This window comes from Lentzea sp. NPDC005914 (assembly GCF_040629405.1).
Lineage (GTDB): Bacteria > Actinomycetota > Actinomycetes > Mycobacteriales > Pseudonocardiaceae > Lentzea.
In genome coordinates, this window is the sequence record NZ_JBEXVQ010000006.1 from 54,182 (window position 1) to 66,750 (window position 12,569).

At 69.2% G+C, this 12,569-nt stretch carries 12 protein-coding genes; all 12 read right to left on the reverse strand.

Annotated elements, in window-relative coordinates; all coding sequences use genetic code 11:
- Positions 1-100: 100 nt before the first annotated feature.
- The 12 genes from ABZ345_RS10115 to rbfA all read right to left on the reverse strand — a co-directional run bounded on the left by ABZ345_RS10115 (position 101) and on the right by rbfA (position 12,567).
- Entirely contained in the window at positions 101-2,347 is a 2,247-nt protein-coding gene (locus ABZ345_RS10115) for a polyribonucleotide nucleotidyltransferase (protein ID WP_359845014.1), read from the reverse strand.
- 230 nt (positions 2,348-2,577) lie between these two features.
- Positions 2,578-2,847 (reverse strand): 30S ribosomal protein S15, encoded by a 270-nt coding sequence (gene rpsO / locus ABZ345_RS10120; protein WP_045318466.1) that lies wholly within the window; start codon positions 2,845-2,847, stop codon positions 2,578-2,580.
- A gap of 127 nt (positions 2,848-2,974) precedes the next feature.
- Positions 2,975-3,421: a 2'-5' RNA ligase family protein gene (locus ABZ345_RS10125; RefSeq protein ID WP_359845018.1), complete on the reverse strand. Its 447-nt coding sequence runs from the start codon at positions 3,419-3,421 to the stop codon at positions 2,975-2,977.
- Positions 3,422-3,526: 105 nt separating this feature from the next.
- Positions 3,527-4,006, reverse strand: a complete 480-nt coding sequence (locus ABZ345_RS10130) for a helix-turn-helix transcriptional regulator (RefSeq protein WP_359845021.1) — start codon at positions 4,004-4,006, stop codon at positions 3,527-3,529.
- Positions 4,007-4,090: 84 nt separating this feature from the next.
- The gene (locus ABZ345_RS10135; protein ID WP_359845024.1) at positions 4,091-5,023 is read right to left on the reverse strand and encodes a bifunctional riboflavin kinase/FAD synthetase; all 933 of its coding nucleotides are present in this window, start codon (positions 5,021-5,023) and stop codon (positions 4,091-4,093) included.
- Positions 5,024-5,072: 49 nt separating this feature from the next.
- Positions 5,073-5,393, reverse strand: coding sequence for a hypothetical protein (locus ABZ345_RS10140; RefSeq protein ID WP_359845027.1), 321 nt, complete (start codon positions 5,391-5,393; stop codon positions 5,073-5,075).
- A gap of 18 nt (positions 5,394-5,411) precedes the next feature.
- Positions 5,412-6,299: a tRNA pseudouridine(55) synthase TruB gene (truB, locus tag ABZ345_RS10145; RefSeq protein ID WP_359845030.1), complete on the reverse strand. Its 888-nt coding sequence runs from the start codon at positions 6,297-6,299 to the stop codon at positions 5,412-5,414.
- An 11-nt stretch (positions 6,300-6,310) separates the two neighbouring features.
- On the reverse strand, positions 6,311-7,636 hold the full coding sequence (locus ABZ345_RS10150; RefSeq protein ID WP_359845033.1) for an MFS transporter: 1,326 nt from the start codon (positions 7,634-7,636) through the stop codon (positions 6,311-6,313).
- A 142-nt stretch (positions 7,637-7,778) separates the two neighbouring features.
- On the reverse strand, positions 7,779-9,080 hold the full coding sequence (locus ABZ345_RS10155; protein ID WP_359845036.1) for an MATE family efflux transporter: 1,302 nt from the start codon (positions 9,078-9,080) through the stop codon (positions 7,779-7,781).
- 801 nt (positions 9,081-9,881) lie between these two features.
- A complete protein-coding gene (locus tag ABZ345_RS10160) occupies positions 9,882-11,015 on the reverse strand; it encodes an ROK family transcriptional regulator (protein ID WP_359845039.1) in 1,134 nt (377 codons plus the stop codon).
- On the reverse strand, positions 11,012-11,998 hold the full coding sequence (locus ABZ345_RS10165; protein WP_359845042.1) for a bifunctional oligoribonuclease/PAP phosphatase NrnA: 987 nt from the start codon (positions 11,996-11,998) through the stop codon (positions 11,012-11,014). Before ABZ345_RS10165 ends, ABZ345_RS10160 begins: the two co-directional genes overlap by 4 nt.
- A gap of 122 nt (positions 11,999-12,120) precedes the next feature.
- Positions 12,121-12,567: a 30S ribosome-binding factor RbfA gene (gene rbfA / locus ABZ345_RS10170; RefSeq protein WP_359845045.1), complete on the reverse strand. Its 447-nt coding sequence runs from the start codon at positions 12,565-12,567 to the stop codon at positions 12,121-12,123.
- Between the last annotated feature and the right edge of the window lie 2 nt (positions 12,568-12,569).

Consider the following 12,569-nt stretch of genomic DNA (forward strand, 5'->3'; position numbering starts at 1 on the left):
ACTCGCGTGCTGCCCGGCTTCTGGAGGTGCCCCAACACGGGAGTACGCGGACGGCCGCGGGTGGATGCACCCGCGGCCGTCACGTTGTTGTCTGTCGCACTCACTGCGCGGGAGCCGCCTCAGCAGCAGCTTCCTCGACAGCGGGCGCCTCGTCGGACGCGGGCGCCTCGGCGGCGTCCTCGTTCACGACCACCAGGCTGATCTTGCCGCGCTGGTCGATGTCGGCGATCTCGACGCGGAGCTTGTCGCCGACCTTGACGACGTCCTCCACCTTCGCGATGCGCTTGCCGTTGCCCAGCTTCGAGATGTGGACGAGGCCGTCCTTGCCGGGCAGCAGCGAGACGAACGCGCCGAACGCCGCGGTCTTCACCACGGTGCCCAGGAAGCGCTCGCCGACCTTCGGCAGCTGCGGGTTCGCGATCGCGTTGATCATGCCGATCGCGGCCTCGGCCGACGGGCCGTCAGCCGCACCGACGTAGATCGTGCCGTCGTCCTCGATGGAGATGTCGGCACCGGTCTGCTCGGTGATCGAGTTGATCATCTTGCCCTTCGGGCCGATGACCTCGCCGATCTTGTCGGTCGGGATCTTGACCGACGTCACGCGCGGCGCGAAGGCGCTCATCTCGTCCGGGTCGGAGATGGCCTCGGCCATGACCTCCAGGATGGTGTAGCGCGCGTCGCGGGCCTGGCCCAGCGCCGCCGCCAGCACCTCGGACGGGATGCCGTCGAGCTTCGTGTCGAGCTGCAGCGCCGTCACGAACTCCTTGGTGCCCGCCACCTTGAAGTCCATGTCGCCGAACGCGTCCTCGGCACCGAGGATGTCGGTCAGCGCCACGTAGCGGGTCTCGCCGTCGACCTCGTCGGACACGAGGCCCATGGCGATGCCGGAGACCGGGGCCTTCAGCGGGACGCCGGCGTTGAGCAGCGACATCGTCGAGGCGCAGACCGAGCCCATGGACGTCGAGCCGTTGGAGCTCAGCGCCTCGGACACCTGGCGGATCGCGTACGGGAACTCGTCGCGCTTGGGCAGCACGGGCATGATCGCCCGCTCGGCCAGCGCGCCGTGGCCGATCTCGCGGCGCTTCGGCGAACCCACGCGGCCGGTCTCACCGGTCGAGTAGGGCGGGAAGTTGTAGTGGTGCAGGTAGCGCTTGTGCGTCTCGGGAGCCAGCGAGTCGATCTGCTGCTCCATGCGCAGCATGTTCAGCGTGGTGACACCCAGGATCTGGGTCTCGCCGCGCTCGAACAGCGCCGAGCCGTGCGTCCTCGGGATGACCGCGACCTCGGCACCCAGGTCGCGGATGTCGGTGAGGCCACGACCGTCGATGCGGACCTTGTCGCGCAGGATCCGCTGGCGCACGAGCTTCTTGGTCAGCGAGCGGAACGCCGCGCCGATCTCCTTCTCGCGACCCTCGAACTGCTCCGCGAGCTTCTCGAGCGTGGCGGCCTTGACCTCGTCGAGCTTGGACTCGCGCTCGGCCTTGCCCGCGATGGTCAGCGCCTGGGCCAGCTCGGCCGAAGCGGACTGCTCGACGGCCTCGAACGCGTCGGCCTGGTAGGCCGGGAACGTCGGGTACTCGCCGGTGGCCTTCGCGGCGACCTGGGCGAGCTGCGCCTGGGCCTCGCAGAGGACCTTGATGAACGGCTTGGAGGCTTCGAGACCCGCGGCCACGACCTCCTCGGTCGGGGCGGTGGCACCCTCGGCGATCATGTCGATCACGTTGTCGGTGGCCTCGGCCTCGACCATCATGATCGCGACGTCGCCGGAGTCGACCACGCGGCCCGCGACGACCATGTCGAACACGGCCTTCTCGAGCTGCTCGTAGGTCGGGAACGCCACCCACTGGCCCTCGATCAGAGCGACGCGGACGCCGCCGATCGGGCCGGAGAAGGGCAGGCCGGCGAGCTGCGTGGACGCGGACGCGGCGTTGATCGCCACGACGTCGTACAGGTCGGCCGGGTTCAGGCTCATCACCGTGATGACGACCTGGATCTCGTTGCGCAGACCGTCCACGAAGGACGGGCGCAGCGGCCGGTCGATCAGGCGGCAGGTGAGGATGGCGTCCGTGCTCGGACGGCCCTCACGCCGGAAGAAGGAGCCGGGGATGCGGCCCGCCGCGTACATGCGCTCCTCGACGTCCACCGTGAGGGGGAAGAAGTCGAAGTGGTCCTTGGGGTGCTTCGACGCCGTCGTGGCGCTCAGCAGCATCGTCTCATCGTCCAGGTACGCGACCACGCTACCGGCGGCCTGACGCGCGAGGCGCCCGGTCTCGAAGCGGATCGTGCGCGAGCCGAACTTGCCGTTGTCGATAACGGCAGTCGCCTCGTGGACCTCGATGTCCGTCATTTACTTGTTACTCCTCGTCTTTTGGACACCGCAGCACGCGTTTCTGACGAGGCCGGTCTTCGATCGAAGTCCCCTGGTTGTCATTGCCAGGGGGCCACTACCGAGGACCGGCGAAAACTGCTTCGCGCGATGCGGGCCCTGTTCTTTTCCTCTTTGCAGCCAGGGATGTGTATACACCCGGCTGTGCGCCGAGGGGGAGTGACCGGCCGGTCACTCCCCCTCGGCAGGTATCACCTGCGCAGACCGAGGCGCTGGATCAGCGCGCGGTAGCGGTTGATGTCCACCTTGGTCAGGTAGTTCAGCAGACGGCGGCGACGGCCGACCATCAGCAGAAGACCACGGCGGGAGTGGTGGTCGTGCTTGTGCTGCTTGAGGTGCTCCGTGAGGTCAGCGATGCGCTTGCTCAGCAGGGCGACCTGCGCCTCGGTGGAGCCGGTGTCGCTGTCGTGCAGCCCGTACTCGCCGAGGATGGACTTCTTCTGATCCGTGGACAGTGCCACTAGGTACTTCTCCTACTTGTTCAGGTCCGTGCGGCCCCACGCCCGCCGTATTGCTGGCCGGGGTAGCCGGTACTGGCCGCCACGGACCGCAGCCAGACCCAACTGCGAAGGCTATCAGGCACGGTGCTCAGTGGCGCGCTGACGTGCGCAACCCCACCCGTGCGACGGGTGTGTGGACGCCATCGGCGCTGCTCACGAGCACTGCTTCGGACGGCTGCCACGGGCTGCTCAGGAACTCCGGCATCGGTTGTCCCTTGTACCCGTACGCCACCGTCAGGTGCGCGAACCAATTGTCGTTCGCGCCCGCCGCCCGTGCCAACTCATTTAAATCTCCGTGAATTCCCGCCCACAGGACCTTCCCGCGGAAGTCGCTGAAGTTCCTGAGCCGGATTTCGGGCACCTCGTGGCCCTCGAGCGCTTTGAAGCGTTCCTCATCAGCGGTTTCGCCGTGGAAGCACAACGTGATGTGCCACTTCTCCGGCTTCGTCCACTCCAGGTCGAGGCTTCGGTCGAGCACCGCGTCGAGCTCGTCGACCACGCGCTGAGGCGGGTACAGGGCGGTGAAGAACTTCATCGCGCTCGCGCGATCTCGGGGGTCTGGGGGTCGCTCCCCAGAAGACACTGCGAGCGACGTGGTCCGCGCTGTCCGCGGACACACCTCTCCGAAGAGCGAGTCACTTCACCTACCGGCGGCCCGGATCACTCGGCGGAACAGGTCGGCGATGGCCGGGAAGTCGTCGGAGAGCAGATCGGCGGCCTGCTGGAGCTCGGTGCGGTCGGCGACCCGGCGAAGCACCGGGTACGCGACGCTCTCGTCTCCGTTGACCGGCAGCGAGTCGCGGGACACCGTCGGCTTGGACTCGCGCACGTCGTCGAGCGCGCGCTGCAACGCCTCCGGAGCGCCGGTCGCCACGTCCGGCGTGAGCACCTTGCGCTCCAGCATGATCATCCGCGCGAGCACGGACGGGTTGCCGATCTTGGCGCGGCGGCCGCTCATCACCTGGCTGAGCATCGGCGCGCTGATCCCCAGCACGTCGGCGAGCTGAGCCTGGGACACGTTGAAGGCCACGACCAACCGGCGCACTCGGTCACCCAAAGGCTCCCCGTACCACTCCCGCTGAAGCGCGAGATTGCGCTGAACGATCTTGTGGTCCTCCACCTTTGCCTCTCCCGTTGCACGCACTCCGACCCGCATCCTGCCAGCCTGCGGACGCCCTCATGCCCGCTTCGCCCAATCTGACGGTCACGACTCGGTCAGGAGTTCCCTCGTTCGGTCTACATCTCGGTGCATCTGCTCGAGAAGCTCCTCGACGGAGTCGAACTTGACCATCTCGCGCAGCCGGTCGACGAAGTCCACCGCGACCCGCTGCCCGTAGTAGTCCTCGTCGACGTCCAGCACGAACGCCTCGACCCGCCGCTCCCGCCCCGAGAACGTCGGGTTCGTCCCCACGCTGACCGCAGCCTTGAGCTTCTTGCCCTTGGAGTCGGTGAACCAGCACGCGTAGATGCCGTCGGCCGGAACAGCCGCGAACTTCGGCGTCGACAGGTTGGCCGTCGGGAACCCCAGGTCCTTGCCGCGCCCGTCGCCCTTGACGACGATCCCCTCGAGCCGGTGCGGCCGCCCCAAAGCCTCGGCCGCGGCCTTCACGTCGCCGGCGTCGATGCACGCCCGGACGTAGGTCGACGAGTAGGTCACCTCGTCAGCGGACACCAGATCAGCCCCCTCGGTCACGAATCCGAACCGCTGCCCGAGCTGGCGCAGCAGTGCGACGTTACCCGCCGCCTTGTGCCCGAAGGTGAAGTTCTCACCCACTACGACAGCCGCCGCGTGCAGCTTCTCGACCAGCACCTCGTGCACGAACTCGTCCGCGGGCATCCGGCTCGTCTCGAGGCTGAACGGCACCACGACGAAGTGGTCGATCCCGAGCTCCTCGACCAGTTCCGCCCTGCGCCGCAGCGTCGTGAGCTGCGCGGGATGGCTCCCGGGCCGCACCACTTCGGAGGGATGGGGGTCGAAGGTCATCAGCACGCCCGGCAGCCCGCGCTGCTCCGCGAGGGCCACCGCCCGCCCGATGAGCGCCTGGTGGCCTTTGTGGACACCGTCGAACACGCCGATGGTCACGACGCAGCGGCCCCAGCCGCCGGGAAGGTGGTCTAGTCCGCGCCAGCGTTGCACGGTGATCAGCCTACGACGGCGGCCGAAGCCGCCGCAGTCGCAGGTCCGGTCACGCGCTGCCGGAGTCGTCGCGGCCGAGCTCGCGCAACAGGTTCGACACCAGCAGACCGAGGTCGAAGTCCTCGAGATCCGCGGCGGTGAAGTCGTGCTCGGGCTTGATCAGGATGTTCCAGAGGCTCGGCCAGTAGACGCACGACCACACCGCCTCACCGTCCGACAGGATCGTCAGCCGCCGCCGGGGACCGGCGACGTCCGTCAGTTCCGCGGTCATGCCCGGTTCCAGCGCGAACCGCCGCCACCGATCCCGCAGCCAAAGCCGTCCGTCGCGCCGATGAAACGCGACGAACCACAACGCTCGTCCACTCGTCATGGCGCCCCCGGACGAAGCCTAGCCAGCCGGGCTCAGCACCACCACGGGCTTGCAGACGGTGCCCTCGTCCTTCGCCAGCGCGATGACGTGGCCGTCCGGCCCGAACACGCCGTAGGTGCCCTCGATGCCGCCCGAGCGCAGCCGCTGCCCGTGCGAGAGCGCCGAAGCTTCCTGCGGGTCGATCTCGCGGCGCGGGAACGCCGTGGTGACCGCCGCGTCGAGGTCCAGCGACAGCTCGGGCTTCTCCTCCAGCTGCTCCAGCGTCCTGGCCACGCGGAGGTCGAACGGACCGACCCTGGTGCGCCGCAACGCACCCAGGTGCCCTCCGACGCCGAGCGCCGCACCGAGGTCGCGGGCCAACGCGCGCACGTAGGTGCCGGAGGAGCACTCGACCATCACGTCGAGCAGGACCGTCTTGTCCTCACGGCGCGTGAACAGGACGTCGAACCGATGCACTGTCACGGGGCGTGCGGGGATATCGACCTGTTCGCCCGCACGCACCCGTGCGTAGGCGCGCTTGCCGTCGATCTTGACCGCGGACACGGCCGACGGCACCTGCTGGATCGGGCCGGACAGCTTCGCGATCTCGGCGGCGATCGCGTCGTCGGCCACGTCCGAGGCGTCCACAGTGGACAGGACTTCGCCCTCGGCGTCGTCCGTCGTGGTGGACGCGCCGAGCACGATCGTCGCGAGGTAGGCCTTGCTGTCGAGCGCGAGGTGGCCGAGGAGCTTCGTCGCGCGTTCGATGCCGAGCACGAGCACGCCGGTCGCCATCGGGTCCAGCGTGCCGGCGTGCCCGACCTTGCGGGTGCCGAGAATCCTGCGCACACGCGCCACCACGTCGTGCGAGGTCATGCCGTCCGGCTTGTCGACGACGACCAGGCCCGGTGCAACAGAGGGTTTCACGGCCGGGAATCCTAAGCGACGCGCAAGGCGTCCCAGCGACGACGCCGCAACTGCACCGGCACCGTCTCACCACGCTCCTCGGCCTCGAACACCGCGGCACGCGCGCGACGCCACCACACGAGCATCCGCCAGCCGCCGAAGACCAGCGCAACGACGCAGAAGCTGAACGCCACCCGGAACGCCGTCTGCGGGGCCATCACGTTCTCCATGAGGTCCAGCAGCACGCCGACGCCCAGTGCCATGACGGTCACCGCGAGGAAGCCGCCGACGTTGACCAGGCCGCTCGCCGTGGACTGGCGGTGCGACGGGTTGTAGTCGCGGGCCAGCGCGAACGCGACACCGGAGATCGGGCCGCCCACGGTCAGCACGAGGAACACGACGGCGATGACCGGCACCGGCACGTGCCCGCCCGGCCACAGCAGCAGCACGCTCCACCCGGTGAACGCGAACGCCAGGAACCAGCCCGCGATCGGCATGCGCCACTCGGGGTTGCGAGAGAAGAGCGCGCCGACGATCGGACTCGACACGATCGCGCCGATGACCAGCAGTCCGAGCGTGGACGACGCCGCCTTGGCCGACATGCCCTGCGCCTGCACGAGGTACGGGTACCCCCACAGCAGCCCGAGCACGGCCGGCGTCGACATGGTGCTGAAGTGCGACCAGAACCCGAGCCGGGTGCCGGGCACGCTCCACGCCTGCCGCACCTTGGGCCAGATCTTGGTGAACGGCACGGGTTCCGGCTTCGGCGCGGTGAAGTCGCGCGGCACGTCCTTGATCCTGATGAACGCCACGACCGAGTACAGCGCGGTGACGCCACCCGCGACGAGGAACGCCCAGGTCCACCCGATCGAGCCGAGCGCGAGCGTCAGCGGCACGGTGGCGACGAGGTTGCCCACACCGCCCAACGCGGCCGTGACCGCGACCACGAGCGAGTACTGGCGCGGCGGGAAGTGCGCCGCGACGATCCGGATCACGCTGATGAACGTCATCGCGTCACCCATGCCCAGCACGGCGCGGGCAGTCAGTCCCAGCGCGTACGAGTCGGCGACGGCGAAGAGCACCTGGCCGGTGCCCATGAGCAGGGCGGCGACGGTGAGGATCTTGCGCGGACCGAAGCGGTCCACGAGCAGACCGGTCGGGATCTGCATGAGGGCGTAGACACCGATCTGCAGCACGGTGAACACACCGAGCTGCGCGGGTCCGAGCCCGAACCGCTCACTCGCTTCCAGCCCGGCCACGCCGAGCGTGCTGCGGTGGAAGACGGCGGCGAAGTAGACGAGAACGGCGGTGGTCCAGATCAGCCACGCGTTGCGGGTGGCGCGATCGACCGACGGCAAGACAACACACTCCCAGGTCAGAGGCGGGCAGACATTAGTTACATCGCCTAAACAACCTTCTTGGTAACGGTTTCATGCCGTGAGGTCGGACACAGCGCCCGTTCGGGCGTTTTGCCCGTGTGCCCCGCCTCACCCACCCGCGCTACCTGACCGCGCCCTCGACGGCCCAGTCCCCCGAGCGCGTCCGCCACACCACCGCGACCAGCCGCAGCACCATGAACGCCGACAGCCCGGTCCAGATCCCGGCGAGCCCCCACCCGAACGCATACGAGGCCCACACCAGCGGCAGGAACCCGACCACCGCCGACCCGAGCGTCGCCGTCCGCATGAACTTCACGTCGCCGGCGCCCAGCAACACCCCGTCCAACGCGAACACCACACCCGCGATCGGCTGCAGCGCAACGAAAAACCACCACGCGTTGGGGATTTCCCTCAGGACGCCCGCATCCGACGTGAACGCGTGCGGCAGAACCGTTGCCAGCGCGGCGAACACGACCCCGAGCCCGATCCCGAACACCAGCCCGTACCGCGTCACCTGCCACGCGAGCTTCTCGGCCTGCTTCTTGTTCGAGGCCCCGAGCGCCGCGCCCACCAGCGACTGCGCCGCGATCGCCAACGAGTCGAGAACGAGCGCCAGGAACGTCCACAACTGCAACACGACCTGATGCGCCCCCACGGCCGCCACCGACGTCCGCGCCGCCACCGAAGCCGCACTGATGAAGCACGCCTGGAACGCCAAACTGCGCAACACGAGGTCACGCCCCATGCCGAGCTGCGCGCGCATGGCTTGGTAGTGCGGCGTGAGCGGCACCTTCTCACTGATGAGCGCTTTGAAGAACAAGCTCGCCGCCAGCACCTGCGCGACCACGTTGGCGACGGCCGACCCCTCAAGCCCCCACCCAGCGCCGTACACGAGCGCCGGACACATCACCGCGCTGATCCCGTTGCCGATCAGGATGTACTTGAGCGGCCGCCTGGTGTCCTGAACCCCGCGCATCCACCCGTTGCCGGCCATCGTGACGAGAATGAACGGCGCCCCGAACAACGCGATGCGCACCCACTCCACCGCCGCGTCAGCCACCGCCCCACCACCAGCGAGCAACTCCGCCAACGGCCGCGCGAACACCTGCCCGAGCACCACCACGAGCAGCCCAGCCGCCAATGCCAGCCAGGTGGCCTGAACCCCTTCCTCAACGGCCTCCCGCCGCCGCCCGGCCCCGTGCAACCGAGCCGTACGCGCCGTGGTGCCGTACGAGAGAAACGTCAGCTGCGTCGACACCTGCGTCAGCAACACCCCGCCAAGCGCCAGCCCGGCCAACGGCAACGCCCCGAGATGCCCCACCACCGCCGTGTCGACCAGCACGTACAACGGCTCGGCCGCCAGCACCCCCAGGGCAGGCACGGCCAGCCCGATGACCCGCCGAGCGGGAACCCGATCCTCCACACGTCGAACCTAGGTGGTCAGCGCAACTTTCCGCCGGTGACGACGGCCACCCGTCCATCCCGCGAGACCCACCAGCGTCCGCGCCAAATCCGCCTCATCGACGCAGCCCACGCCCCATCGGCGACGGCCTCAGCGCACGCAACCTCGCGCGCCGGTTCGCGACGCTCGACCCCGGTGGAGGCAGCCCGAGCGATGGCCTCGACGTCGACGCAGCGAGCCCGCGGCGCCGCAACCCTTTTGCGCGTCACCGAACACCACTCAGCCGACCCTGCAGGCCCACGTGACAGGCACCCAGGCCGGCCGCAGCAACCCCTGCCCACCACAAACGATCACGACCAGTCGCACCTGGCCAGCACCCCCATGGCCAGCACCGTCGACGACACGCGACAAGCCCGCGCGAGCATGGGCAACTCAACCCTGCCGCGGGTTGCCGGGCACCGTTCGTCCCGCCGGCGGCGACCGGCCAACCCGGCCGCAGCACCATGTCCCTGCTACCGATGCCGCGCCACCCACCGACAACCACGCCCGCGCAGCGGCTCAACCTGGCGCACGTGGCCCACGCGGGCTCCTGCCGCGGCCCAGTGACCACGCCACGCCAGCGACCGCTGCCCTCCACCGCACCTCCACGGCGACGGCCACGGCACACCAGCCCGGAGCCCATCAGGACGGCGACCACACCACGGCCACACCACAGCTAAGCCGCACGCCCCGGTCTGCTCCCCCACGCGCTTCCTCATACGCGAGGCGACCGAACCAGCGTTTCAGGACACTTCCCGGGCCACGTTCACCCGACCGTGTGACCTAAGCGCGCTGCGGCAGGCCGAACACGCGTTCTCGCGCCACCGCCAGCGCCGAGTGCAGGGCTCCCGAGCGCACCGGGTTCGCGGTGATCTGTGCGAGCTGCACCGGGGTGCGCGGGACCACCAGCTTCAGCAGTTCCACCGACACCAGCTCGCACAACGTCTCGCCGCCCGCCTGGGCGACGCCGCCTGACAGCAGCACCAGTTCCGGGTCGAGCACGCACACGACGTTCGCCAGGCCCAAAGCGATCCTACGAGCCAGGTCCGACAGAAACGCGCGGCCTTCGGTGCCCGCGGTCAGGGCGTGGGCTACCGCCTCCAGGCCGGAGGAGGCCGAGATGCCGTGCGACGACGCCAGGTTCACGATGGCGTCGCTGTCCACCTGGTCGCCGTAGCGGCCGCCGGGGATCTGCATCGAGTCGATCTCGCCCGCGCCGCCCGTGACGCCGCGCAGCAGCACGCCGTTGACGACCACGGCCGAGCCGATCTCGTCGGCCGGCCAGAACAGGACGAAGTTGCGGACGCCCACTGCCTTGCCAGAGCTCATCTCCTCCAGCGCGGCGAGGTTGATGTCGTTCTCGATCGACACCGACGTGCCCAGCTGTTCGCGCAGGGTCGCGGGCAGGTCGACGTCGACCAGGCCGGGCAGGTGCGGTGCGAAGCCCAGGTGGCCGGTGGCCGGGTCTACGGCGCCGGGCGTGCCCACGACGACGTGGGACAGCGCGTCCAGCCGCAGGCCCGCCAGGGCCGCTGCCTTCTGGACGGTCTCGCGGAAGGCGGCGAGCGTCTCGGTCTTGGGCATCGGCGCGCTGTGCTCGGACAGCAGCGAACCCGTGATGTCCGCGATGGCCACGTCGATCAGGTCCGGCGTCAGCGCCACCGCCGCCACGTGCCCGACGCCGCCGTTGACCGCCCACATCTGTGCGCGCGGGCCTCGGCCGCCGCCGCGCAGGCCGGTGCGGACGACCATGCCGTCTTCTTCTAGCCGGGCGAGCAGTTGTGCGGTCGCGGGCTTGGAGAGGCCGATGACCTCCTCCAGCTCGGCGCGCGTCATCGCCCCGCTGCGCAGCAAGGTCTCGATGGCCGCGCGGTCGTTGATCTCCCGCAGCAGCCGCGGGCTTCCTGTCCTCGTCATGACTCCACCTGCTCCAGCGCGCCCTTGAGCGCGGCGACGACCTGGTCGGCGGACCCGTCGAACGTGAACCCGGCCGCCAGCCGATGCCCACCGCCCCCGAGCACCTGCGCCACCTCACGCACGTCGACCCGGCTCACGGCCCGCAACGAGACCGACCAGAACCCGGGTCGCAACTCCTTCAGGACGGCGGCGACCTCGGCCTCGGAGGCAGAGCGCACCACGTCGATCACGCTCTCCACCTCCTCGCTCCGCACATCGCGCGCGTCGTCCATGCCCACCACCGCGTGCACCAGCCCCAAGCCGTGAGCAGCACGCGCGTCCAACTCAGCCCGAGCCAGCACACGCGACAACATGCCCAAGTACGCGAACGGATGTGCGTCCATCAACGGCCGTGTGACGCTGTACGCGTCCACTCCGGTCTCCAGCAACCGCGCCGCCGTCACGTGTGCGGCAGGCCCTGCCTTGCGAAAGCCTCCGGTGTCCGTCACGAGCCCGGCGTAAATGCACCGCGCGATCGGCTCGTCGAGGTCCACGTCCATCTCGTCGAGCAACTTCAAAGCGATCAGCGCCGTGGCTTCCGCGTGCTCGTCGATGCAGTGCAACGTCCCGTACCGCGTGTTCGACACGTGGTGGTCGATGACGATGACCGGACCCGTGCAGGCGGCGACGCGATCGGCCAGCGGTCCGAGGCGCTGCAGGCTTCCGGTGTCCATGACCACGAGGAACTCCGGCGCTGCGGGCACCTCGTCGCGGTGCACCAGCAGCCCGGCCGTGTCCAGCGCCTTCAACGACTCCGGCACCGTCGAGGGCTCACCGAACGCCACGCGCACCGCTACTCCGCGCCGGTGCAGCGCGAGTCCCACCGCCAGGGCACTCCCGAGCGTGTCCGCGTCGGGGTTGATGTGACTGAGAAGGGTCACATCACGGGCGCCGGCCAGCAACCGCGCGGCCTCGGCAATGGTGGTGCTCAGGTCGTCTGCCACAGGGAGACGTTAGCTGTTCACCGTCTCAATGTGCTGCAGGGCACCCTCGGACAAGACAGTTTCCATCCCATAGACAGCCTGCGGGGACCTTCCGCGTGCGAAAGGTCCCCGGGCAAACGAACTCAGTCCTCGTCGTCCTCGCGAGGCGCCTTGTAAGGATCCGCTTCTCCAGCCGGAGAAGCACCGGCGGCGAGCCGGGCCACCTCGGCGTCGGCGGCCTGAGCCTGAGCCAGCAGCTCGTCCATCTTCCGGGCCGTGTCCGGCACGGTGTCGGTCATGAACGTCAGCGTCGGCGTGAACCGGACCCCGGTCTGCTGCCCGACCATCGAGCGCAGCACGCCCTTGGCCTTTTCCAGAGCGGCAGCCGCCCCGGCGTAGTCGGGCTCGGTGTCCAGGCGCTCCCCGAGAACCGTGTAGTACACGGTCGCGTCGTGCAGATCGCCGGTCACCTTGGTGTCGGTGATCGTGACGCGAGCCAGACGCGGGTCCTTGACCTCGTGCTCCAGAGCCGAAGCCACGATCTGCGAGATCCGCTTCGCGAGCTTGCGGGCACGTGCCGTGTCGGCCACGA